Genomic DNA, 21,458 nt, shown 5'->3' with positions numbered 1-21,458 from the left:
GAGGAGGAGACGACACGGTCCTGACGGGGAAGAGATCCTGCAGACAAATGCGCAATCAGACCTGTTTGATCTCGCGTTCTTTGTCCGCGAAAATATCGTCGACCTTCTTGATGTACTGGTCCGTCAGCTTCTGGATGGCGTCGGTCCAAGTCTTCATGTCGTCCTGGCTGATCTCGCTCTTCTTTTCCAGGGCCTTGGTCTGCTCCATGCCGTCACGACGCACGCCACGCACGGAAATCTTGCCGTTCTCGGCATAACGGCTGGCAGCACGGGCCAGTTCGTTGCGGCGCTCTTCGGTCAGGGCCGGAATGGGAACGCGGACCGTCTGACCGTCCGTGGACGGATTGAGGCCAAGCCCGCTGTCCCGGATGGCACGCTCGACGGCACCGACAACCGTACGGTCCCACACGGACACCGTCAGCATGCGGGCTTCGGGAACGGCGATGGAACCGACCTGCGACAGCGGAACTTCCGAGCCATAGGCTTCGACGCGCACCGGCTCCAGAAGGTTCGGGCTGGCCCGGCCCGAACGCAGGCCCGAAAGGTCCCGGCGCAGGCTTTCGATCGCACCGTCCATACGGCGTGTCAGATCGGCGAGAAGGTCATTCAGGGCAGCGGACATGAGCTGTTCCTTTCAGTTCGACGTGGTTTTCAGGAGAGAGCCTGAAGATTTCGTTGAAAATGCGGAGATCAGTCCGCTTCGATGATCTTTGTGAAGAGCCCTTCCCCACGCATCACGGCCCCGAAGGAGCCGGGAGCATGCATGTTGAAGACCACGATGGGCAATCTGTTTTCACGCGCCAGGCTGATGGCCGCGGCATCCATGACGTTCAGGTCGCGGGCCAGAACCTCGAGATAGGTCAGGCGATCATAGCGCTGGGCGTCAGGGTTGCGGCGCGGGTCGGCGGAATAGACGCCGTCCACCTGCGTGCCCTTGAAGAGCGCATCGCACTCCATCTCGTTGGCGCGCAGAGCGGCGGCCGTGTCCGTCGTGAAGAACGGATTGCCGGTGCCGGCTGCGAAAATGACGACGCGGCCCTTTTCCATGTGGCGCACGGCGCGGCGGCGGATATACGGCTCTGCAATGGCGGCCATCTGGATCGCGGTCATGACGCGCGTTTCCATGCCGCGGCGCTCGAGCGCGTTCTGCAGCATCAGCGCGTTGATGACGGTCGCCAGCATGCCGGCATAGTCACCCTGCGCGCGGTCCATGCCCTTAGCTGCGGCCGCAAGGCCGCGGAAGATGTTGCCACCGCCGACGACGAGGCAGACTTCCACTCCGGAAGCCACCACATCGGCGATATCGGCGGCAACCATGTCCACCATTACGGGGTCTACCCCTGACGGTCCGTCGCCCATGAGTGCCTCACCGGACACCTTGAGCAGGACGCGTTTGTAGGAGGGGCTCTGTTCTCGATTTTCGGTCATCATGCCCGTCTCTGGCTGGATGTGTCTTGACGTGCGCCTGTCATACAGACGTGGCGGGATTGGAACAAGCGATGTCAGGATGCCGGATTTCAAACGCTCCGGCACCTGTCTTTTTCAGTCGTCCAGACCAATGGCGCGCAGCCGGGCCTTTTCCTCGTCCCATCCCGCACGTTCCTTGACGTTCAGGAAAAGATGGCATTTGCGGTCCAGAAGCTCCTGAAGCTCCATGCGAGCCCGTGCACCGAGGGATTTGATCTTGTGACCGCCCTCCCCGATCAGGATGGCCTTGTGCCCGGGACGGGAGACGTAAATCGTCACCTCGATCCGCACCGATCCGTCCGGACGCTCCTTGAAGCTCTCGGTCTCGACAGTGGCCTGATACGGAATTTCCTCATGCGTCTGCATGAAAATCTGCTCACGGACGAGCTCGGCGGCGAGCAGGCGGTCCGGCAGGTCAGTCAGGTCATCTTCAGGGTAAAGGAAAGGACCTTCGGGCAGTTCGGCAGCCAGACGAGCCATCAGATCGCTCACGCCCTCGCCCGAACGGGCGCTCAGCATGAAAACATGCTCGACATTGATGAGACCGCTGATTTCCTGCGTCAGAGGCAGGAGTTCACCGCGCTCGACGAGGTCCGTCTTGTTCAGAACGAGCCAGATCCGGTTCTTGCTTTCGGCCAGCTTGGCGATGATCTCGCGAACATCCTCGCGCAGGCCGGATTTTGCGTCCACCAGCAGCAGGGTCAGATCCGCGTCCTGCGAGCCGGACCAGGCCGCGTTGACCATCGCCCGGTCGAGGCGACGGCGCGGCTTGAAGATGCCAGGCAGGTCCACGAGGATGATCTGGGCATTGTCCTGCATGACGATGCCGAGCGTCCTGAAACGGGTCGTCTGGGCCTTGGGGCTGACGATGGACAACTTGGCTCCGGCAATCCGGTTGAGCAGGGTGGATTTCCCCGCGTTCGGGGCGCCGACGAGAGCCACGAAACCGCAGCGCGTGGTCATGTTCTGATCCTTTGTTGATGACATCTCAGGACGCCACATTCTGACCGAGGTGTTTCAGCAGGGCGGTTGCCGCTGCGCTTTCTGCCAGCCTCTTGCTGCCGGCTTCTCCCGTACCCGTATGACCCATGGTCGTGACGCTGACGCGAAAGACCGGCGCGTGTGACGGACCGTCCGAAGACAGGAGTTCATAATGCGGAAGCGGCAGCCCCTGCGAGAGCATGTATTCCTGCAGCAGCGTCTTGGGCTCCTTGTGGGGCCGGTCGGCGCTTTCGATGCGGGACTGCCAGTACTGGTGCACCACACGGCGGGCCGGTTCCAGACCACCATCGAGATACAGCGCACCGAGAAGGGCTTCCATTGCGTCAGCACGGATGCTGGACAGACGCCGGATACCGGCATCTTCCTCATGCGGGGAAATCTGGAGCGAGGCCGAGAGACCGACCTGATCAGCGATTTCGGCCAGCACGGTTCGCGATACCAGATGGGCGTGACGGGGACCGAGGGCCCCTTCCTGCTCGTCCGGATAGCGCTCCAGCAGCCACTCGGCCATCAGCAGGCCGAGGACGCGATCGCCGATGAATTCGAGGCGTTCGTTCGATCCGCTACCCTTGGGGCGCTGGTTCCGGCGGGCACGACGGGGGTCACGTCCGGAGACGGCAGAACGGTGCGTCAGGGCCTCGCTCAGCAGTTCGGGCTTCTTGAAATTATGCCTCAGGGCGGCCTGCATCGAGGCCAGGGCTTCTGTGTGGGAGAGTTTCATGTGACGGAATGCAGGAAGCGGTTCCAGCGGATCTCGGTGGGCCAGTACCAGAACTGCCAGGCAGGGTGACGCATATCCATGGAGAACAGGACGATGGGCGCGCGACCGACAAGGTTCTGCATCGGGACAAAGCCGAGATCATCCGGGCCATCGCCCTGAAAACGGCTGTCGGCACTGTCGTCACGGTCATCGCCCATGGCGAAAAAGGAGCCCTCCGGCACGACATATTCGGGCGTATCGTTGGCGAATCCCTCATCCGTCAGCTTGAGGATGTCATGCTCGACAGTGGGACGCCCCGCACTTCCCGGAAGGCTTTCGCGATAGCGGTCACCGCTGAGGAGACGGTTGTTCTCGTCCAGCACTTCGTAGTGACCGAGCGCCGTGCGGGGGACTTCGATACCATTGAGGATCAGCTTGCCGCCCGTGACCTGGATATGGTCGCCGGGCAGGCCGATGATGCGCTTGATATAGTCCACGGACGTATCACGCGTGAAACGGAAGACCGCGACATCGCCGCGATGGGGTTCGGAACCCAGGATCCGACCGCTGAAGACATTGGGCGAGAATGGGAACGAGAAGCGCGAATAGCCGTAGCTGAACTTCGAGACCAGAACGAAATCGCCGATCTGCAGCGTCGGGATCATCGAGCCGGACGGGATGTTGAAAGGCTCCACCACGAGGGATCGCACGGCAAATACAGCCAGCAGCAGCACGCAGAAATAGCGGATGCTCTCGCCAAGCGTCTCTTCGCGGCGCGCGGGCTTGTCACCGGCACTTTCTGAACCCTGCACGGGCCTGTTCTCCTTGGTCATGAGACGCTCTTAACGCAGCTTGGCGGCATTGGCGAGCGGTTCAATCCGGGCGGATGCTTGCGGAGCGGACTGCATACCCGTCAGGGGGACGGATTGTATGATGACCTGCGCAAGGGCAAAGGGCGGATCATCGCTCATACTGACGAGCAGCTGGGCTTCCTGCCCTGGCGGGGTCAGGCGCTTCAGGGCTTCTTCCGCCCCGCCTGAAAGCAGGAGTTCCGGCGCCCCGTCCGGGCCGTTGCAGACTCCGATATCCTGAAGCAGGACCCCGTTCGCGAAGCCCGTTCCCAGTGCCTTGGCGCAGGCTTCCTTGGCCGCCCAGCGCTTGGCGTAGCTCCCCATGCGCGCAGCCCCCGTGAAACGATCGGCATAGGCGCGCTCGGCTTCGGTAAAAACGCGATTCAGGAAACGGTCCCCAAAGCGTTCGACGCTTTTTTCAATGCGCGAAATCATGCACAGGTCCGTCCCCATGCCGAGGATCATGACGTCATCCCTTGGCGCGCTCGACCTGCATGACGCCCACCGCTGTCCGGAACGCCGCGATCATGGAGGAGAGGTGACGCAGATCCTTCACTTCAAGATCGACCAGGATTTCCATGAAATCGAGCTGCCGGTTGACGATCTTGAGGTTGATGACGCTGCCATTGTGCTTGGCAGCCACATTGGTAAGCGTTGCAAGAACTTCGGGCTCGTTGGCAGCCACGACCGACAGGCGGGCCGTATAGGGCTCGGCGCCCTGTCGGCGACCGAGAGCCTCGTAGTCCCAGTCCACTTCCAGGAAACGCTCGGGCGTATCGGCGAAACTGGACAGGTTCTGGCAGCCCCGACGGTGGATCGTGACGCCCTTGCCCTGAGCGATGATCCCGACGATCGGATCACCCGGCAGCGGGCGGCAGCAGCCGGCAAAGCTGATGGCGATGCCCGAGCCGATTCCCTTGATCGTGCTTCCCGAATGGGCCGCCGTATTCTTGGAGCCGGCATGCCCTGCGCCGAGCATGAGGGACTGGCCGAAACGTGGAGAAAGCCCGGGCACCATTCTCGGCGCGCGGACGCTCTGACGCAGCTCCGGATAGGCCGTATTGACCACATCCTTGGGACCGAGCTGACCGTTTCCGACCGAGACGTACAGGTCTTCCACCGAAGCCTGACGCAGTTCCTTGAGAATCCCATCGAGGACTTTTTCGGAACCGTCCACGCCTTCCTGACGGAACGCCTTGGCGATGGCGGCACGCCCATTGTCGAGATGGACCTGACGCTGCTGCTGCGCCACGAAACGCCGGATACGGGCGCGAGCCTTGCCGGTTGCGACAAAGCGCTCCCAGGACGGTGACGGCGTGCCGCCACGGGCCGTCATGATCTCGACCTGGTCGCCGTTCTGTAGCTCGTGCCGCAGAGGCATCAGGCGACCATTGACCTTCGCCCCTACGCAGGTATCGCCGACCTGACTGTGCACGGCGTAGGCAAAGTCAACGGGCGTTGCGCCACGCGGCAGGGAAATCAGTTGCCCTTTGGGGGTAAAGCAGAAAACCTGATCCTGATAAAGTTCAAGCTTGGTGTTTTCGAGGAACTCGTCGGGAGCCTGACTGTCCTCGAGGATTTCCAGCAGGTCCTGAACCCAGCGCAACTTGCGGGTCGGCGCGCCGAAGGCCGACGACAGGGCCGCGGCTTCACGCTCGCTTGGCGTTGCGTGTTCCTTGTAGGCCCAATGCGAGGCAACGCCGTTTTCAGCGAGATCATGCATTTCGGCGGTCCGGATCTGGACCTCGATCTTCTGATTGCGCGGATGACGCAGCGTCACGCCGGTATGAAGGCTCTGGTAGCCGTTGGCCTTGGGCGTGGAAATGTAATCCTTGAAACGCCCGGCAATCATCGGATACGCGCCGTGGATCGCCCCGAGCGCCATGTAACAGGCATCGCGCGTGGGGACGAGCAGACGGAACGCCATGATGTCCGAGAGCTGCTCAAACGCCACATTCCGGCGCTGCATTTTTTCCCAGATCGAATAGGGCGATTTTTCGCGCCCCGTCACTTCGACCTTGTCGATCCCGCTTTCAGCGCACAGAGCCATCAGTTCCTGACGGACCTGCTCGATGACATCTGCCCCCTGCCCCCGCAGGAAGTTCAGACGGGCACGGATCGTCGCGTCGGCTTCGGGTTCAAGCTGGGCGAAGGAAAGGTTCTGAAGCTCCGTCTTGACGCGATCCATACCGATGCGCTCGGCCAGAGGCGCATAGATATCCATCGTCTCGCGGGCGATACGCTGCCGGCGATCGGTCCGCTGCACGTAATGCAGCGTACGCATGTTGTGCAGACGGTCGGCCAGTTTGACGATGAGGACGCGGATATCCCGCGACATGGCCAGAACGAGCTTGCGGAAGTTCTCGGCCTGTTTGGTGCGATCGGACTGAAGTTCAAGCCGGGTGAGCTTCGTCACGCCATCGACGAGAGCTGCGACATCCTCACCGAAGCGAGCTTTCAGGGAGTCACAGGAAACGCCCGTATCTTCGACGGTATCGTGAAGCAGCCCCACCATGATCGAGGTCGCATCCATGCGGAAACCGGCAAGGATGTTTGCAACCGCAATGGGATGGGTGATGTAGGCATCGCCATTATCGCGGCGCTGCCCGTTATGGGCATTGGCGGCGACATCATAGGCGGCTTCGATCCGGGTCAGATCGGCGGACGGATCATAGCTTTCGATCCGTCTGAGCAGTCCGGCAATGGACGGCTTGAAGTCCCCGCTCGCTACGGGCGGGGGCGCAGTTGGGGAAGATGCATCAGGCATGAAGCATATCCCCCTTTCAGTGAACCTGGGCAGAAATCAGCGACGACCCCGGCCACCCAGTTCAGCTTCGATCGCGGCAGCCTCGTCAGCAGACATGTTCTCTGCCATGTGGGCGTGCTCTTCTTCGGTGGAGACATCCTGAAGACCGAAGATATTCTGGTCGGTCGGGATGAGATCCAGCACTTCCTCGTCAACGGGCTCCGGCTCCGGCGCACGGGCCAGGGAGCGGATGATGCCTTCGCGCAGGACAGGCAGGCTCACCTTGTCTTCGGCGATTTCGCGCAGGGCGACGACCGTGTTCTTGTCGTTTTCACGATCCAGACGGATTTCCTCACCGCGCGACAGGCCGCGTGCACGCTGTGCAGCAAGCAGAACCAGTTCGAAACGGTTAGGAACCTTCTCGATGCAATCTTCGACGGTTACGCGCGCCATGCGACAGGCCCCCTTCGGGTAAGACTAGGAATAAAATAAGAGAGAATGCTGGCAATAACATGCGGTTCATGCGATTGCAATCCGCACCTGCCTCACCTCCGGAATTGAACCTGAGTGCATCCAAGCTCGTTCGCAGCTGGAAGGCAGCCTCTGCCCCTGTCGTACAGGGAAACATATTTTACATACCAGGATTACCATTATGCTTCTGCGCCAGAACGAACGCACAGCCCTTTTCATCGACGGCGCCAGCCTCCATCACGCAGCCCGCAATCTGGGGTTTGAAGTCGACTTCCGCAGCCTGCGCAACCTGTTTGAAAGCCAGTGCCTTTTCCAGCGTGCCTTCTATTACGCCGCAATGCCCGAAACGGACGACTATTCCCCCCTTCGTCCCCTGACCGACTGGCTGGCCTATAACGGCTACCACCTCGTGCTGAAAAATGCCCGGGAGTTTACGGATCATTCAGGAAGACGGCGTATCAAGGGAAACATGGATGTCGAACTGACAGTGGATCTTCTGGAGCAGGCCGGCCGTCTCGATCACGCCGTGATCGTGAGCGGTGATTCCGACCTGCGGCGCGCCGTGGAAGCGGTACAGGCGCGCGGGGTCCGGGTCACGGTCATTTCCTCGATGCGCTCGACGCCCCCCATGATCGGGGACGACCTGCGCCGTCAGGCTGACCTGTTCGTGGAACTGGCCGACATTGCGCCCTCGTTCACGCGCCGTCAGGCGGAACCGCGCAATCCCCCCAGACAGGGACCTGTCCGTCATCCTGCCGACATCAACAGTGACGAGACCAGCGATTCATGACACCTCGGGCTTCTACCGGACCGACCGCTTCCCCGCCGCCGCCTCTTCCCGCTTCGGAAGGGGGGCGCTCAGGGATTGGGCCTCTTTCAGCCGAGATGCTGATCGTGTGCCTCGATCCGGAAGACGCCGTGGAGACTCTGGGCTCCTTTCTGCGGGCCAACACTATCGTTTTCGATGCAGCGCCCGCATCGCCGGACGCGATCGTGGGGCGCATCACCACCGTGATGCAGCCCCTCTCTCCCCAGCCGCTGGCCCTTCCATCCGAACTTGAAGAGTGCAGCGCGGCCCTGTGTACCGAACTGCAGAACATGCACAGGCTGAAGCTGGTCCTGACGCTCGGGATCAGCGCGCACATCGCCGTGCTCGGGGCATGCGGAATTCCGCTTTCGCGGCTTGATTTCCGGCCCGGCGAAATCACCCATCTGCCGGACGGGTTGCTTCTGGCGGATGGATGTCACTTCCCGACCCGCCCCATCCCGGCTGACATGCTGACGCAGCGGCGCTCGGCCCTGACGGAGCTCTCTCCGAAAATCCGTGCAGCCCTGCGGCCGGCAGCCTGAGCAGCCTGCCTTGTGACTAGGTCCCGTTTCCTATCCGTGACCGCGGCAGGAAACGGCTCAGCAGAATCAGGGCCAGGGCTGCGAGATAAGGAGCGGACACACTGTTCAGGGTCTTGAAGGACAGGAAAAAGTGGATGCCCGCCAGAATTGCTGCGGGATAGATCAGCCGGTGCAGAAACTTCCATCGCCGCTTGAGCAGACGCATGGACAGGGCATTGGACGTGAGGGCAAGCGGAATGAGCAGGACGAGCGCACTCATTCCCAGAATAATGAAATAGCGGTGTGTCATGTCCGACCACAGGACTGACCAGTCAAAGCCGTGATCGAGGCCGACATAGGCCAGCAGATGCAGACTGGCATAGAAAAACGCCAGCAGGCCGGTCAGGCGCCGGTATCGGAGCAGGTTCAGGCCTGTGAAACGCCTCAGCGGCGCAAGGGCGAGACAGGCCAGCAGGAACCGGAACGCCCAGAGACCCAGTGAGCGTTCAAAGACATTGACCGGATCAGCGCCGAGCGCGCCATGCTGCCCCTGCCAGACGAGCCACACTGCCGGGATCATGCCGACGGGATACAGAACCAGGCGCCAGTGCCGTTTCAGAACGCCGGGTATCTTTGAAACGGCAGGCGGGGGGCGTGCCGGCATCAGAAGTTTTTCCGCAGATCCATGCCACGATAAAGATCTGCGACCTGCTCCCCGTAACCATTGAACATCAGGGTCGGCTGCCGCGTGGCGCCGAACAGGGAATGCGCGCCGATGACCCGCTCGGTCGCCTGGCTCCAGCGGGGATGATCGACCTGCGGATTGACGTTGGCGTAGAAGCCGTATTCGTCAGGAGCGAGCCTGTTCCATGTTGTCGGAGGCTCGTGGTCCAGCAGGCTGATGCGCTGGATCGACTTGATCCCCTTGAACCCATATTTCCAGGGGACGACCAGACGCAGGGGCGCACCGTTCTGGTTCGGCAGGGTCTCACCGTAAATGCCCAGTGCCAGAAGGGTCAGCGGGTTCATGGCTTCGTCCAGACGCAGTCCCTCAACATAAGGCCACTGGATTCCGGAGAGCGCCTCGTTCTGACCGGGCATTTCGGAGGGCCGCACGATGCTTTCGAAAGCGACATGCGTGGCGCGAGGATCAGGATCAGCATCCTTCAGCAGCGTGGCAAGCGGGATACCATCCCAGGGGATGACCATGGACCACGCCTCTACGCAGCGCATGCGGTAGATGCGTTCCTCAATCGCCGGGGAGCGTAGAAGCTGCTCCACATCCAAGCGGACCGGCCTGCGAACGAGGCCGGTGATTTCGAGCGTCCACGGCAGAGGATGGAAAGCCTGCGACTGAGTCGCGGGGTCAGCCTTGCCCATGCCGAATTCATAGAAGTTGTTGTAATGCGTCACGTCTTCGTGTGGCGTGGGCGTAAGGTTTCCCGAATATGGCCCTGGATGTGTCTGGAGTGTTGCTGCGTCAGCAGTGGCGGAAACTGCGCCCAGCGCTGCCGCACCGCCGATGAGGCTGCGTCGCGAGAGATACATCTCCCTCGGCGTGATTTCGGACGGCAGGGGGCGGGGATAGCGAAAAAGCGCCATGATCAATTTCCGGACTCTGCGAAACTCTGGCACCTATGATGCGTGAGTCTGTTGCAACGCATCACAAGGAGCCAGTTTCCATGTCCAGTCCAAAGATCGGTTTTATCGGTTATGGCGCCATGGCCCAGCGTATGGGGGCCAATCTTCGGAAAGCCGGTTATCCGGTGGTGGCTTATGCCCCGTCGGGCGGCAAGGACGAGACCGAAATGCTCCCCTCGCCCCGTGCGATTGCCGAAGCTGCCGAGATCATCATCTTCTGTGTGCCCAACGATGCGGCGGAAAACGAATCCCTGCATGGCGAGAACGGAGCACTTGCGGCCCTGACACCCGGCAAGCTCGTTCTCGATACCTCCACCGTCTCCCCCGATCAGGCCGACGCCTTTGCCAGCCTTGCTGTCGAACATGGGTTCTCGCTGCTTGATGCCCCCATGTCCGGCAGCACGCCTGAAGCCGAGACCGGCGATCTGGTCATGCTCGTGGGCGGCGATGAGGCGACGGTCAAGCGTGCGCAGCCGGTGCTGGACGTCATCGGCAAGCTGACGATCCATGCCGGTCCTGCCGGTTCGGCGGCGCGGCTGAAGCTGGTTGTGAATGGCGTGATGGGGGCTACGCTCAACGTCATCGCGGAAGGCGTCTCTTACGGGCTGGCCGCAGGACTGGATCGTGATGTCGTATTCGACACGCTTCAGCAGGTGGCTGTTGTCAGTCCGCACCACAAGCGCAAGCTGAAGATGGGCCAGAACCGCGAGTTCCCGTCCCAGTTCCCGACCCGCCTCATGTCCAAGGATATGGGGCTTCTGCTGGATGCCGGGCGCAAGGTCGGCGCGTTCATGCCCAGCATGGCCGTCGCCGATCAAGCGCTGGCCCTTTCGAACCGTCTACATGCGAATGAGGACTACTCGGCCCTCATCGGTGCGATGGAACACAGCGTTGCCAATCTTCCCCATAAATGAGAACGATATGCGGGAGCGGCCGCCCCTGAGGGCGGTCACCTCGTCTTATTCTGCCAAGGAGTGACATCATGGCTTTCGAACTTCCCCCCCTGCCCTACGCAGAAAACGCCCTCGCCGGTGCCGGCATGTGCCAGGAAACGCTGGAACTGCACCACGACAAGCACCATCAGGCCTATGTCACGGCACTGAACGGTTTCGTCGAGAGCAAGCCGGAACTGGCTGGCAAGACGCTTGAGGAGATCATCGCGTTCTCCTACGGCAAGCCCGAGATCGCTCCGGTCTTCAACAATGCAGGCCAGCACTGGAACCACATCCTGTTCTGGAAGAACCTGTCCCCCAAGGGCGGTCAGATCCCGACCGGCCTGGAAAAGAAGATCGCTGAGGACTTCGGTTCCGTCGAAGAGTTCAAGAAGCTCTTCAAGCAGGCTGCCACGACGCAGTTCGGCTCGGGCTGGGCCTGGCTGGTTCTGGACAAGTCCGGCAAGCTGGCTGTCACGAAGACGGCAAACGGCTCCAACCCGCTGGCTGAAGGTCAGGGCAAGGCACTGCTGGGCCTCGACGTGTGGGAGCACGCCTATTACCTCGATTTCCGCAACCGTCGTCCGGACTACATCACGAACTATCTGGACAAGCTCGCCAACTACGAGTTCGCGGAAGCCGAACTGAAGTCTGCCTGATCCCTTCCGGGTTCATCAGAATAAAAAAAACGCCCCGTCCGGTTTTCCGGGCGGGGCGTTTTTCATGAACGGGTCTTGTAGAAGACCAGATCAGGAATCGTTGGCGGGCTTGTCGCGCGGCATGATGTTCGTGATCGTGCTGCGGACGATCTTCACGCGCACGCCCTGAGCGATCTCGACATCCACTTCGTCGCTGTCATCGCGGGTCGCCTGCACAACGCCGACGATACCGCCTGCCGTCACGATCCGGTCACCGCGACGCAGGGAGCCCTGCTCGTCACGCAGCTTGCGGGCGCGCTGCTGCTGGGGACGGATCAGCAGAAAGTAGAACACCACGAAGATGAAGATCATCGGGGCGAACTGAAGCACCTGCGGATTGGACAGGAGGCCACCACCATCGGCGGCCTGGGCGGAAGAAATGAACAGACTGCTCATGGATGTAAGGGTCCAGTCTTGAGTGAAGCTGGCGGGGACCATATCGTCCGGGGGCTGCCCGTCAAGCACGGCGCCGATGTCTTTTGATCTCAACCCCTTTCGTTTCGGGACCGTTTTCCATGACCGACCATGCCCTGCTCAGTGCTCTCGAACGTATTGCCGACAGTCTGGAGAGGATGAGTCCGCCTCCGCCGAGTGCGGATATCCTGCACAGGCACGACGCCTTTCTGTGGCAGGCTGCTCTGGGTGTGCTGACACCGGTCGAGAAGGTTTCGGGTGTGCCGCTGTCGCTGCTTCAGGGCGTGAAGCGACAGATGGATCAGGTCATGACCAATACCCGGCATTTCGCGGAAGGCTTCAGCGCGAACAACGTGATGCTGTGGGGCGCGCGCGGAATGGGCAAATCCTCGCTGGTGAAGGCGTCCGTCGCGGCCGTGAACGAGGAACAGCGGGCAAAGGGCGGCGGCACACTCGCGCTGATCGAGATCCAGCGTGACGAGCTGTCTTCGCTGCCGAAGCTGCTGGCCGTTCTGCGGACCACGAAGCGTCGCTGCATCCTCTTTTGCGATGACCTGTCGTTCGAAAGCCAGGATGCGGATTACAAGTCTCTCAAATCCGTTCTCGATGGCGGGATCGGGGGACGGCCGGAGAACGTGCTGATCTATGCGACGTCGAACCGGCGCCACCTGATGCCGCGTGACATGATCGAGAATGAAACAGGCAGCGCGATCAACCCATCGGAAGCCATTGAGGAAAAGGTCTCGCTTTCAGACCGGTTCGGGCTGTGGATCGGGCTGTATGGCGCGACGCAGGACGATTATCTGGCGATCGTCGAAGCGTATGCGGCTTATTACAAGCTGCCGGTTCCGCGCGATGAGCTCCGCCGGAAAGCCCTGCAATGGGCCATGGCGCGCGGCAGCCGATCCGGTCGTGTGGCCTCGCAGTTCATCAGCGATCTGAGCGCCGAACTGGGTGTAACCCCCGAACAGGATGCCTGAATTTCAGGGCTGTTTGTGCTCGCACAAGACGTTGAACGCACGAGAGTAGCAATATGATCATCCTGATGATAATCGCCGCATTTTTTCTGGCTTATGCGGCTCCAGATACATCTATCGGCAAAATCTGTCGTGATCGGCTTGTGACACGTCCCGTCAGATGGGTGAGAGAGTTTCCCTACACTGCAGGCATTCTTGCGCTGGGAACTCTTCTGCTTGTGGGCTGTGCCACGTGGCTACTGGGCCATGATGGTTTTGCCGCAAGCCTACAGATGGCTCCGGATGTTCTTGGTTTCGCTACCAGTTTTGAAGTTATGTCCTTCGTCGAAGCGGCGTCCAGCCTTGCGTTCGCGATGCTGCTGACGGGAGCAGGAAAAAATATCCTCGTTCTGTGGCAGTTGTTCCGACGCACTGTGAGCCGGAGCAGACGTGTTGTGAGTAAGGCCCGCGCATGTCTGACGGGACGAAACGCCGACGACCCTGACCCGGCCGTTTTGCCCGTTTTCTCCTGACCATGAAGGCAGGCGCTCGAAGTCGCCTGCCTCTTCCGCCAGTCAGAATGACGCGCTGATGGTTCCGAAAAACTCCCGAACGGCGCCGCGCTCCATCGACTGGTAGTCGCCGACGGCAGGGTTGTCGTTCTCGCCCATCATGGAAATGTATTTGGTGTTGAACAGGTTATAGACGTTAAAGCTTGCCGTGACGTCCTTGAGAACGCTCAGCTTGCCGAAACGGTACTGTGCACCCGCATTGGCCAACCAGTATCCACCGATCGAAGTGTCGTTCATGAAGCTGTAATACCGGCGGCTGTAGTAATTCGCATCGAAATGCGCGGTCATGCCTTTCCAGCTATAGGCAATCGCTGCCTTGTACATCCAGGCCGGGTAATTGACGATGTTCTTGCCAGCCAGGGCGTAATAGCCGCCAACCGTGTCGACATTTCGGTCGTAAGTGCCCTTGTTGTAGCTCAGATTGTTGCTGATACTAAGGCCGTCGATCGGGGTGAGGGTGATGTCACCATTCGCACCCGTCATGGAAATGTGGCCGAAATCGATGACCTGCGAGACCGGATTGGTCAGGGAGCCAACCGCGGCCGCCAGGATCGGGTGGATCAGGCTGGCATGATAGACGGTGGCGTTCGCCTGAAGGTACTTCGACGTATAGCGGTAGCCGCCGAGATAGACCCACGCCTTGGACGGTTCGAGGGACTTCTTCTGGGCCTGAAACGTGGCCTGATCCTGCACGGAATAGACCGAGTTCGCCACGCCATAGGCCGAGACCTCGTAGGCGCGCATATTCTCCGCCACGTCCACATAGATCTCGTGGTGGCGGTTGATGTGCCAGTCCAGATTGACGTGCGGCAGGAAGGCCTGTGAGGCGGTCAGAGAACCATTCGGCAGAGCATCGGCCCCCGTCCAGTCAGCATTGTTGTACTGCGCACCGCCGGACGTGGTGGCCGTCATGGACTTGAAGCCGGCATGCAGCGTCAGACCCTGAGCGAGCTGGATGCTGTCCTGCAGATGGAACTGCATGACGTTCGTGGTCCACTGGAAGTTGTAGCCTTCGAGGAAGGCCGGGCCGTAAACGTCATAAGGACCCACGGCCTTGAGCGGCGCACCCTGCCCCAGAAGCGGTTCCTGATAATTGAACAGGCCTGCCTGCTGGTTGTTGTTCTCGTACCACACGCCCCCCTCGAAAGTATGACGGCCCCACTTGTAACGCAGGCTGGTGTCGAGACCGTAACGCTCCTGACGGTTCTGCCAGACCTCTTCGGAGAATGGCGCCCCATTCGGCGAGGGATCGTCCGAGTCCGTATAGCTGTAATAGCCGGTCTGACTGTGACCGTAGATCGTGGTGTTCCAGGTCAGGTGATCGGTCAGGGCGAGGTCAAAATGCAGGCCACCCATATAGTTGGTTTCAGCCTGGCCACCGTCATACATGGCGATGTTTGAGCCATCGATACCCGGTACATTCCCGTAACCGGCCGGCAGCGGACTCGTCCCGTTGGCAATCCCGTAAGCCAGACCATAATTCGGATAGAGATGTGGTGTGCGCCAACCGAGGCTCTTCAGGATGCCGATGGACGTATCCGGATAGTTCCACTGCGCCAGACTGGACCAGTTGAAGAAAGCCGACATGCGGCTGCGTTCATTGATCGGCTGGACGAGCTTGGCATCGACCTGCTGCATGAACTGGTCGCCGCTCCCCATCCACATGCCTTCATCGGTGCGGGCATAGGAGGTGTAGAACTTCGTGCCGGTCGGGTTCAGCTTGCCGGAGTCCAGACGGACATAGGTGCGATACGACCCGTAGCTGCCGAAAGACTGGCTGACCTTGCCGCCACGCTTGTCCTCGGGGTCCGAGGAACCGATCTGGATCGTGCCGCCCAGCGTGTTGGTCGAGGGCAATTCGACCGAACCTGCACCCTGCGACATGCGCATGGACTGGATGTCGTCGGGGATGATGGCGGAGGCGAGGCTCATGCCACTGACGGACTGGTACGTCTGATCGTTCAGGGGAACGCCATCCACCGTGACGCCCATCTGGTTCATGAAGAAGCCGCGGACGTAGAGATTGGCGCCGAAGCTGTCGATTCCGAACGGATCGGTGGACGAGAAGCTCACGCCCGGCGTGCGATCCAGCATCTTGTAGGCGCTGGTTCCCGGAACATACTGGCGCATGATGGCCTTGGAGACGGCCTGCTCGGCATCGCGCCCGGTCAGCTGACGGCCGGTAACAGCGACACTTTCCGTTGCACGGGATTCCAGCGTCTCGACCTTATGGCGTGCAGACGTATGCCGGGGCGGCGTGTTTTTGGCTCCCGCGACCGGAGCGGCGTTTCCAGCATGGCGCGATGCCGCATGGGTGCGGGCATGGGCCGTGACCGCCGCCGCATCGTCGGCTGCCGGAAGAGGCTGGTGACCTGCGGCCAGTGCTGACTGACGGACTGCAAACAGTGCGATGGAGGAAAGAAGCAGGGATCTGGTTCGCACCGTGGCCGAAACTCCGGAATCTGGGATTTATGAACTTTGGGAAGCGGTCTCCTAAACGTGCCTGCATCGCCCGAAAAGCGCCAGCATTGCCAGATGATGTTTCAATGACACGAAAAAAATGGTTTTTGTGCCGCATGTTGCGGGAAAGACGCGCTGCGGCCGTGAAGAATGATCTCTTCCTGTGGTGGGGCTTTGCCTGTTAGGCTGATGCCCAACAAGACGACGTCGCGGTTTCATCACGGATCAGGATACTCATGTCGCAGACTATTTCTGCCTCTTCTGCTACTGTCGAAAGCACATCTCCGGACACCGATCGGGTCATCGCCCCGGATATCGGTGAATATTCTCCTGTGGAAGATGTGGTCCGGAAGACCGGGGATCTCCGGCGCGTGCTGTCCAATCCCGACTACTGGTATCCGGTCGCCTGGTCGCGCGAACTCAAACGCGGCAAGACCATCGGCACGCGCTATGCCGGGCAGCCGATCGCGCTCGTACGCCCCATGGACGGCAGCGTGTTTGCGCTGGAAGACCGCTGTGCTCATCGGCAGGTTCCGCTCAGCCTTGGCAAGGTGAGTGGTGAAGCGGTCCAGTGCTGCTACCACGGATGGGCCTATGGCCGTTCGGGCCGCTGCATCGACGTGCCATATCTGGGCAAGGGCAAGCTCCCCAATGGTGTTCGGACTTATCCGTGCCGTGAGGAAGGCGGGCTGATCTTCATTTTCCCGGGCGATCCGGCAAAAGCCGAGAGCACACCATTTCCGCAGCTGGGCTCGGTGGGCAACCCCGAATACAAGACCCGCCGTTTCGGTGAGACGGTCGCCTGCCATTACAGTTTCATGCATGAGAACCTGATGGATATGAACCATCAGTTCATGCACATGAAGCAGATGGGCCAGATGAAGCCGCGTTTCCTCGGCGGCAGGGACGAGCCGACGCTGGTCGAGGCGCGCTACAGCTTCGCCCGTACCGGCGGCAAGCAGCCCTGGGGCGAGACGTTCATCTTCGGTGAGCGTCGCGACGCAAGCGAGAAATACGCCCACAAGGATGTCATGACGATCCGGACGGAATATCCGTACCAGACGCTGCGCATCGCAACCGGTGACGAGCCGCCGGTCATGGATCTGTGGATCGTGTACGTGCCGCAGGACGCTGAAGAGAAAACCTGCCGCGTGTTCGGGCTGCTGTCGATCCGCCGCCCGAAGGCGAAGCTGGTTCTCGACATCGCCTGGCCGTTCCTCGTCGCGTTCACGGAGCGGATCTTCAAGGAAGACCGGGACATCGTGGAGCTGGAACAGGCGGCCTGGAACGAACTGGGCGGCGACCACAACCAGGAAGTCTTCCCGGTCATCAACATGCTTCGCAGGCTTCTGGCCCGGTGTGGCGTTCCGGCCGACAAGCCGGCGGGCAACCAGGTGTCTTCGTCCTGACATGACACCGGAACTCAAGGCAGGGAGACTCGTTCTGCGCTCCCTGCATCCGGGTGACGCCCCGGCAATCCATCGTCTCATCAATGACTGGAGCGTCGTCCGGATGCTCAGTCGCCTGCCCTTCCCCTATCCCCGCGAACTGGCGGAGCAATGGATCGACTCCACCCGTCGCGACAGCGCCCAGGGCAGCGCGCATCATTTTGCCATGACCCGTGACGGAGCGCTTCTGGGGGCGATCGCGCTCGTGCTCTCCGATGACCGGCGTTCCGGCTCGCTAGGATACTGGCTAGCCCCCACGGAATGGGGGCAGGGCCTGACCACGCAGGCGGGTCAGCGCGTCGTTGAATGGGGGCTGACGGTTCTGCGACTGGAAAAGATCACGGCAGATGCCGCGCAGGACAATGTCGCGTCAGCAGCGGTTCTGGGAAAGCTCGGCTTTGTGAAGACGGGAACCTCCAGCCGACGTTTCGTCTCGCGCGGACAGGACTGTCCAATCGATCTGTTCGAACTGCCGCGCGCAACGTTCCTCGCCAAGACGCAGGAACCAGTCGAGGCCCCCGCTCCACCCTCGGCTGAGGTCACTCCGGTCGTCGCCGAACCGCCCAAACCCCGGACATTGCTGGTCGTAGCGGCTGCCCTGCTCGACGCGCAGGGGCGGATCCTTCTTGCCAAGCGTCCGGAAGGGAAACGTCTTGCGGGACTTTGGGAGTTCCCCGGCGGCAAGGTCGAACGGGATGAGACGCCGGAACAGGCGCTGATCCGGGAAATGCGCGAGGAGTTGGGGCTGGATCTGACGGGGGCCTGCCTAGCGCCCTTCACCTTCGTCAGCGAAAACGCCGGGCCGTTTCATCTGCTGATGCCGCTTTATGTGGTGCGGCGCTGGCGGGGTGTTCCCACCCCGCGCGAAGGCCAGACGCTGGAATGGGTCGCGGCCGCCGATCTCAGCCGCTATGCCATGCCCGATCCTGACCTTCCCCTGATCCCGCTTCTGCAGGAGCTTCTGGGCTAGGTCAGCCGTTCAGGCGAAACACCTGCTGCGGAACGCCCGCGACATCTGTGCGGAAGGCGAACAGAGAGCCGGCCTGCGGCTCTTTCGCCAGCGTCTCTGCGTCCAGTCCCTTGCGCGCGGTCGTCACGAAAACCGTTTTCAGGTCATCGCCACCAAAAGCGACTTTCGTGACATTCGTGACGGGCATGGGAATCGGCGGCAGTTCCGTACCATCGGATTTGAAACGCGCCACACGGCCCCCACCCCAGGTTCCACACCAGATGGTCCCTTCGCTGTCGGTCACGATTCCGTCGGGATAGCCGTGCTCCAGCCGGGCAAAGACACGCTCGTTTGCGAGATTGCCATCTGCTTCGATATCGAAGGCGTAGATGGTCTGTTCCGGGCTGTCGCAGACATACAGCACCTTGCCGCACGGAGAGACGGCGGGACCGTTGGAAACGGTATAGCCTTCGTCGTGATGGGTGATGTTCAGACCCTTGCCGTCGTGAACGACGCGATAGATCGAACCGGACGGGTTCTCCTCGCCATCGTCCATGGTACCAAACCAGACACGCCCCTGCGGATCGACACAGCCGTCATTGAGCCGGTTGCGGGGCTTTTCGGCTTCCACGATCGTATGCTCGGAGAAGCTGCCGTTACGCGGGTCGAAGCGGCGCAGGCCGTCCGGCATCCCGGCGAGGAATGTCCCGTCCGCGACGGGAAGAAGAAACGCCACGCGGTCCGGCGCGGACCATGTCTGATGGGCACCGCTGGTGGGTGTAAGGCGATGGATCTTCGCTTCGGGAATATCCACGAAATACAGGCTTTTTTCGCCTTCAATCCAGACAGGCCCCTCCCCCAGCGTCGCGCGCAGATCGAGAATGCATTCGGGCTGATGAAGCAGGATGCTGGTCATGGTTCCTCCTGATGAAAACGAAAGTTCGGAGCGGGTTTGTCCTCGACAACGCGAGGCGAGCCGTTACGTTCTGTGGCGAAGACTATCAGGAGCGGACACATGCTTCAAAAAACTGCCTGTTTTCTCGTCATCGGCAACGAGATCCTCTCAGGACGCACACAGGACGCCAATACGCGGGTTCTGGCTCAGGCGCTCAATGCGCAGGGCATCCGGCTCATGGAAGTCCGGGTCATTCCTGACATCGAAGAGCGGATCGTCCAGACCGTCCGCGATTGCAGTGCCGCCTTCGACATCGTTTTCACGTCCGGCGGCATCGGACCGACGCATGACGACATCACGGCCGAATGCGTCGCCACCGCGATGGGAGCACCGCTGGTCCGGCATGAGGAAAGCTTCCGCCTGCTGGAGGCTGCTCTGGGAGCGGACCGGTTCAACGCGGCCCGCCAGCGCATGGCCTATCTTCCGGAAGGCTCCACGCCGATCCTCAACACGGTATCCGTGGCGCCCGGCTTCAGCATCGGCAATGTCCATGTCATGGCCGGTGTACCGTCGATCTTTGCCTCGATGGTCGCGTGGCTGGTGCCGCAGCTGGAAAAGGGCGCGCCGCTCGTTTCCGCAAGCTGGCATGCCGCAGGCCTGAAGGAAGGCGATTTCGCCGCCGATCTGGCGACGCTACAGAAAACATTCCCGATGGTCGATCTGGGGTCCTATCCCTACCACCTGCCGGATGGCGCAAGCGGTGTGGCGCTGGTCGCCAAGGGCTATGACGGGGATCTGGTCGGGAAAGCGGCGCTGGCGCTACATGATCTGATCATGGCGCATGGACGCGAGCCGCTGGCTGGAGAAGCGGCGCACAAGCAGCCAGCCTGAAAAAACAAAAGCCGCTGCGGGGAAGCAGCGGCTTTTGAAGGCTCCCTCAGTGCAGAGGGGCGCGGGTCATGGAGAGGAACTTGTCCCGGCGCTTCTGGATCAGTGCCGGGCCGGTAAGTCCCTGAAGGGATGCAAGCTCTTCGGCAATCGCATTCCCAACCGCCTTGACGGCTTCTTCCGGAGCGCGCTGGGCGCCGCCCAGGGGCTCCGGAATGATGCGGTCGATCACGCCGAGGGACTGAAGATCCTGCGCGGTGAGCTTGAGAGCTTCCGCCGCGGCCGGAGCCAGCTTCGGATCGCGCCACAGGATGGACGCTGCCGCTTCCGGCGAAATCACGGAATAGATCGAGTGCTCGAGCATCAGAATGCGGTCGCCTGCACCGATGGCAATGGCACCACCTGAGCCGCCCTCACCAATCACGGTCACGATCAGCGGCACGGGTGCCTTGAGGCAGACATCAATCGACTTTGCGATGGCCTGGGCCTGTCCGCGTGCTTCTGCGTCGATTCCGGGCCAGGCACCGGCAGTGTCGATAAAGCTCAGGATCGGCAGGCCAAAGCGACCGGCCATTTCGACCAGACGCTGCGCCTTGCGGTAACCTTCGGGGCGGGCCATGCCAAAATTATGCTTCAGGCGCGTTTCGGTGTCGTGGCCACGCTCGGTCCCGACGACAATGACCGGTTCTCCACGGAAACGGGCCAGCCCGCCGATCATGGCGTCATCGTCACCAAAGGCGCGGTCACCGGCCAGCGGCGTATAGTCCGTTACCAGCTGATGCAAGTAATCCAGAGCCTTCGGGCGCTGGGCGTGACGGGCCACCTGCACTTTCTGCAGCGGCGTCAGCTTGGCATAGGTCGAGCGGAGCTGCTTGTCGGCCTTTTCGGACAGACGGGCAATCTCGTCATCGATATTGATGCCGCTGGTGCCGGAGTCCTTGCCCTGGCTGCCCATCTGGCGGAGTTCGTCGATCTTGGTCTCGAGTTCGGCGACCGACTTCTCGAAATCTAGGAATTGGCGCATGGCCAGCCCGATAGC

At 61.2% G+C, this 21,458-nt stretch carries 23 protein-coding genes; 9 read left to right on the top strand and 14 right to left on the bottom strand.

The genetic code is table 11. The annotated features are described in order from the left end of the window. Positions 1-55 precede the first annotated feature (55 nt). From frr to rpoZ, 8 genes are all read right to left on the bottom strand, one after another. On the bottom strand, positions 56-622 hold the full coding sequence (gene frr, locus HKD31_RS06235; protein WP_011253333.1) for a ribosome recycling factor: 567 nt from the start codon (positions 620-622) through the stop codon (positions 56-58). 68 nt (positions 623-690) lie between these two features. Beyond that, positions 691-1,431 carry a UMP kinase gene (pyrH, locus tag HKD31_RS06230; protein ID WP_194264144.1) on the bottom strand — a complete coding sequence of 247 codons (741 nt, stop codon included), beginning with the start codon at positions 1,429-1,431 and terminating at the stop codon, positions 691-693. A 111-nt stretch (positions 1,432-1,542) separates the two neighbouring features. Continuing rightward, positions 1,543-2,430, bottom strand: a complete 888-nt coding sequence (era, locus tag HKD31_RS06225; protein ID WP_011253331.1) for a GTPase Era — start codon at positions 2,428-2,430, stop codon at positions 1,543-1,545. 25 nt (positions 2,431-2,455) lie between these two features. Beyond that, the gene (rnc, locus tag HKD31_RS06220; RefSeq protein WP_194264145.1) at positions 2,456-3,190 is read right to left on the bottom strand and encodes a ribonuclease III; all 735 of its coding nucleotides are present in this window, start codon (positions 3,188-3,190) and stop codon (positions 2,456-2,458) included. Then, positions 3,187-4,002, bottom strand: coding sequence for a signal peptidase I (lepB, locus tag HKD31_RS06215; RefSeq protein ID WP_228120257.1), 816 nt, complete (start codon positions 4,000-4,002; stop codon positions 3,187-3,189). The genes rnc and lepB overlap by 4 nt, the downstream gene beginning before the upstream one ends. A gap of 9 nt (positions 4,003-4,011) precedes the next feature. Then, a complete protein-coding gene (gene acpS, locus HKD31_RS06210; protein WP_194264146.1) occupies positions 4,012-4,485 on the bottom strand; it encodes a holo-ACP synthase in 474 nt (157 codons plus the stop codon). A gap of 4 nt (positions 4,486-4,489) precedes the next feature. Beyond that, the gene (locus HKD31_RS06205) at positions 4,490-6,787 is read right to left on the bottom strand and encodes a RelA/SpoT family protein (RefSeq protein ID WP_011253327.1); all 2,298 of its coding nucleotides are present in this window, start codon (positions 6,785-6,787) and stop codon (positions 4,490-4,492) included. Positions 6,788-6,823: 36 nt separating this feature from the next. Beyond that, positions 6,824-7,219, bottom strand: coding sequence for a DNA-directed RNA polymerase subunit omega (rpoZ, locus tag HKD31_RS06200; RefSeq protein ID WP_024716831.1), 396 nt, complete (start codon positions 7,217-7,219; stop codon positions 6,824-6,826). Positions 7,220-7,418: 199 nt separating this feature from the next. Between rpoZ and HKD31_RS06195 the strand changes: the two genes are divergently transcribed. Together HKD31_RS06195 and HKD31_RS06190 are read left to right on the top strand one after the other, a co-directional pair. Next, positions 7,419-8,027, top strand: a complete 609-nt coding sequence (locus tag HKD31_RS06195; protein WP_062456370.1) for a LabA-like NYN domain-containing protein — start codon at positions 7,419-7,421, stop codon at positions 8,025-8,027. Beyond that, the gene (locus tag HKD31_RS06190; RefSeq protein WP_041112070.1) at positions 8,024-8,587 is read left to right on the top strand and encodes a uracil-DNA glycosylase family protein; all 564 of its coding nucleotides are present in this window, start codon (positions 8,024-8,026) and stop codon (positions 8,585-8,587) included. The genes HKD31_RS06195 and HKD31_RS06190 overlap by 4 nt, the downstream gene beginning before the upstream one ends. A gap of 16 nt (positions 8,588-8,603) precedes the next feature. On the opposite strand, the gene msrQ is transcribed toward HKD31_RS06190, so the two are convergent. Together msrQ and msrP are read right to left on the bottom strand one after the other, a co-directional pair. Continuing rightward, positions 8,604-9,230, bottom strand: coding sequence for a protein-methionine-sulfoxide reductase heme-binding subunit MsrQ (msrQ, locus tag HKD31_RS06185; protein WP_194264148.1), 627 nt, complete (start codon positions 9,228-9,230; stop codon positions 8,604-8,606). After that, on the bottom strand, positions 9,230-10,168 hold the full coding sequence (gene msrP / locus HKD31_RS06180; protein ID WP_194264149.1) for a protein-methionine-sulfoxide reductase catalytic subunit MsrP: 939 nt from the start codon (positions 10,166-10,168) through the stop codon (positions 9,230-9,232). Before msrP ends, msrQ begins: the two co-directional genes overlap by 1 nt. 80 nt (positions 10,169-10,248) lie before the next feature. Here msrP and HKD31_RS06175 point away from each other — a divergent pair, with 80 nt between their 5' ends. Further along, a complete protein-coding gene (locus tag HKD31_RS06175; RefSeq protein WP_194264150.1) occupies positions 10,249-11,121 on the top strand; it encodes an NAD(P)-dependent oxidoreductase in 873 nt (290 codons plus the stop codon). 68 nt (positions 11,122-11,189) lie between these two features. Then, the gene (locus HKD31_RS06170) at positions 11,190-11,798 is read left to right on the top strand and encodes a superoxide dismutase (RefSeq protein ID WP_011253320.1); all 609 of its coding nucleotides are present in this window, start codon (positions 11,190-11,192) and stop codon (positions 11,796-11,798) included. A gap of 90 nt (positions 11,799-11,888) precedes the next feature. On the opposite strand, the gene yajC is transcribed toward HKD31_RS06170, so the two are convergent. Then, complete coding sequence (gene yajC / locus HKD31_RS06165) at positions 11,889-12,233, bottom strand: preprotein translocase subunit YajC (RefSeq protein WP_024716829.1); 345 nt, start codon at positions 12,231-12,233, stop codon at positions 11,889-11,891. A gap of 119 nt (positions 12,234-12,352) precedes the next feature. Between yajC and HKD31_RS06160 the strand changes: the two genes are divergently transcribed. Further along, the gene (locus HKD31_RS06160) at positions 12,353-13,231 is read left to right on the top strand and encodes an ATP-binding protein (protein WP_194264151.1); all 879 of its coding nucleotides are present in this window, start codon (positions 12,353-12,355) and stop codon (positions 13,229-13,231) included. A gap of 53 nt (positions 13,232-13,284) precedes the next feature. Further along, a complete protein-coding gene (locus HKD31_RS06155; protein ID WP_194264152.1) occupies positions 13,285-13,740 on the top strand; it encodes a hypothetical protein in 456 nt (151 codons plus the stop codon). A gap of 42 nt (positions 13,741-13,782) precedes the next feature. On the opposite strand, the gene HKD31_RS06150 is transcribed toward HKD31_RS06155, so the two are convergent. Then, positions 13,783-15,996 carry a TonB-dependent receptor gene (locus HKD31_RS06150; RefSeq protein WP_370543900.1) on the bottom strand — a complete coding sequence of 738 codons (2,214 nt, stop codon included), beginning with the start codon at positions 15,994-15,996 and terminating at the stop codon, positions 13,783-13,785. A 479-nt stretch (positions 15,997-16,475) separates the two neighbouring features. Between HKD31_RS06150 and HKD31_RS06145 the strand changes: the two genes are divergently transcribed. Beyond that, positions 16,476-17,648: an aromatic ring-hydroxylating oxygenase subunit alpha gene (locus tag HKD31_RS06145; RefSeq protein ID WP_228120255.1), complete on the top strand. Its 1,173-nt coding sequence runs from the start codon at positions 16,476-16,478 to the stop codon at positions 17,646-17,648. Position 17,649: 1 nt separating this feature from the next. After that, a complete protein-coding gene (locus tag HKD31_RS06140) occupies positions 17,650-18,657 on the top strand; it encodes a bifunctional GNAT family N-acetyltransferase/(deoxy)nucleoside triphosphate pyrophosphohydrolase (protein ID WP_194264154.1) in 1,008 nt (335 codons plus the stop codon). A 1-nt stretch (position 18,658) separates the two neighbouring features. Here the strand turns inward: HKD31_RS06140 and HKD31_RS06135 are convergent, their stop codons facing one another. Continuing rightward, on the bottom strand, positions 18,659-19,552 hold the full coding sequence (locus HKD31_RS06135) for an SMP-30/gluconolactonase/LRE family protein (protein WP_194264155.1): 894 nt from the start codon (positions 19,550-19,552) through the stop codon (positions 18,659-18,661). Positions 19,553-19,651: 99 nt separating this feature from the next. On the opposite strand from HKD31_RS06135, the gene HKD31_RS06130 reads away from it, so the two are divergent. Beyond that, positions 19,652-20,422, top strand: coding sequence for a competence/damage-inducible protein A (locus HKD31_RS06130; protein ID WP_194264156.1), 771 nt, complete (start codon positions 19,652-19,654; stop codon positions 20,420-20,422). A 46-nt stretch (positions 20,423-20,468) separates the two neighbouring features. Here the strand turns inward: HKD31_RS06130 and HKD31_RS06125 are convergent, their stop codons facing one another. Continuing rightward, positions 20,469-21,443, bottom strand: coding sequence for an acetyl-CoA carboxylase carboxyltransferase subunit alpha (locus tag HKD31_RS06125; protein WP_194264157.1), 975 nt, complete (start codon positions 21,441-21,443; stop codon positions 20,469-20,471). Between the last annotated feature and the right edge of the window lie 15 nt (positions 21,444-21,458).

This window comes from Gluconobacter potus (assembly GCF_015244705.1).
In the GTDB taxonomy this organism is placed as follows: Bacteria; Pseudomonadota; Alphaproteobacteria; order Acetobacterales; family Acetobacteraceae; genus Gluconobacter; species Gluconobacter potus.
Note: the sequence above shows the minus strand (reverse complement) of the source record. Positions and strands in the feature narration are given on the sequence as shown.

What these genes read in the sequence shown, in the direction of transcription:
- frr (WP_011253333.1), bottom strand. Translation starts at nt 622, where the DNA reads ATGTCCGCTGCCCTGAATGACCTTCTCGCCGATCTGACACGCCGTATG.
- pyrH (WP_194264144.1), bottom strand. Translation starts at nt 1,431, where the DNA reads ATGATGACCGAAAATCGAGAACAGAGCCCCTCCTACAAACGCGTCCTG.
- era (WP_011253331.1), bottom strand. Translation starts at nt 2,430, where the DNA reads ATGACCACGCGCTGCGGTTTCGTGGCTCTCGTCGGCGCCCCGAACGCG.
- rnc (WP_194264145.1), bottom strand. Translation starts at nt 3,190, where the DNA reads ATGAAACTCTCCCACACAGAAGCCCTGGCCTCGATGCAGGCCGCCCTG.
- lepB (WP_228120257.1), bottom strand. Translation starts at nt 4,002, where the DNA reads ATGACCAAGGAGAACAGGCCCGTGCAGGGTTCAGAAAGTGCCGGTGAC.
- acpS (WP_194264146.1), bottom strand. Translation starts at nt 4,485, where the DNA reads ATGATCCTCGGCATGGGGACGGACCTGTGCATGATTTCGCGCATTGAA.
- HKD31_RS06205 (WP_011253327.1), bottom strand. Translation starts at nt 6,787, where the DNA reads ATGCCTGATGCATCTTCCCCAACTGCGCCCCCGCCCGTAGCGAGCGGG.
- rpoZ (WP_024716831.1), bottom strand. Translation starts at nt 7,219, where the DNA reads ATGGCGCGCGTAACCGTCGAAGATTGCATCGAGAAGGTTCCTAACCGT.
- HKD31_RS06195 (WP_062456370.1), top strand. Translation starts at nt 7,419, where the DNA reads ATGCTTCTGCGCCAGAACGAACGCACAGCCCTTTTCATCGACGGCGCC.
- HKD31_RS06190 (WP_041112070.1), top strand. Translation starts at nt 8,024, where the DNA reads ATGACACCTCGGGCTTCTACCGGACCGACCGCTTCCCCGCCGCCGCCT.
- msrQ (WP_194264148.1), bottom strand. Translation starts at nt 9,230, where the DNA reads ATGCCGGCACGCCCCCCGCCTGCCGTTTCAAAGATACCCGGCGTTCTG.
- msrP (WP_194264149.1), bottom strand. Translation starts at nt 10,168, where the DNA reads ATGGCGCTTTTTCGCTATCCCCGCCCCCTGCCGTCCGAAATCACGCCG.
- HKD31_RS06175 (WP_194264150.1), top strand. Translation starts at nt 10,249, where the DNA reads ATGTCCAGTCCAAAGATCGGTTTTATCGGTTATGGCGCCATGGCCCAG.
- HKD31_RS06170 (WP_011253320.1), top strand. Translation starts at nt 11,190, where the DNA reads ATGGCTTTCGAACTTCCCCCCCTGCCCTACGCAGAAAACGCCCTCGCC.
- yajC (WP_024716829.1), bottom strand. Translation starts at nt 12,233, where the DNA reads ATGAGCAGTCTGTTCATTTCTTCCGCCCAGGCCGCCGATGGTGGTGGC.
- HKD31_RS06160 (WP_194264151.1), top strand. Translation starts at nt 12,353, where the DNA reads ATGACCGACCATGCCCTGCTCAGTGCTCTCGAACGTATTGCCGACAGT.
- HKD31_RS06155 (WP_194264152.1), top strand. Translation starts at nt 13,285, where the DNA reads ATGATCATCCTGATGATAATCGCCGCATTTTTTCTGGCTTATGCGGCT.
- HKD31_RS06145 (WP_228120255.1), top strand. Translation starts at nt 16,476, where the DNA reads ATGTCGCAGACTATTTCTGCCTCTTCTGCTACTGTCGAAAGCACATCT.
- HKD31_RS06140 (WP_194264154.1), top strand. Translation starts at nt 17,650, where the DNA reads ATGACACCGGAACTCAAGGCAGGGAGACTCGTTCTGCGCTCCCTGCAT.
- HKD31_RS06135 (WP_194264155.1), bottom strand. Translation starts at nt 19,552, where the DNA reads ATGACCAGCATCCTGCTTCATCAGCCCGAATGCATTCTCGATCTGCGC.
- HKD31_RS06130 (WP_194264156.1), top strand. Translation starts at nt 19,652, where the DNA reads ATGCTTCAAAAAACTGCCTGTTTTCTCGTCATCGGCAACGAGATCCTC.
- HKD31_RS06125 (WP_194264157.1), bottom strand. Translation starts at nt 21,443, where the DNA reads ATGCGCCAATTCCTAGATTTCGAGAAGTCGGTCGCCGAACTCGAGACC.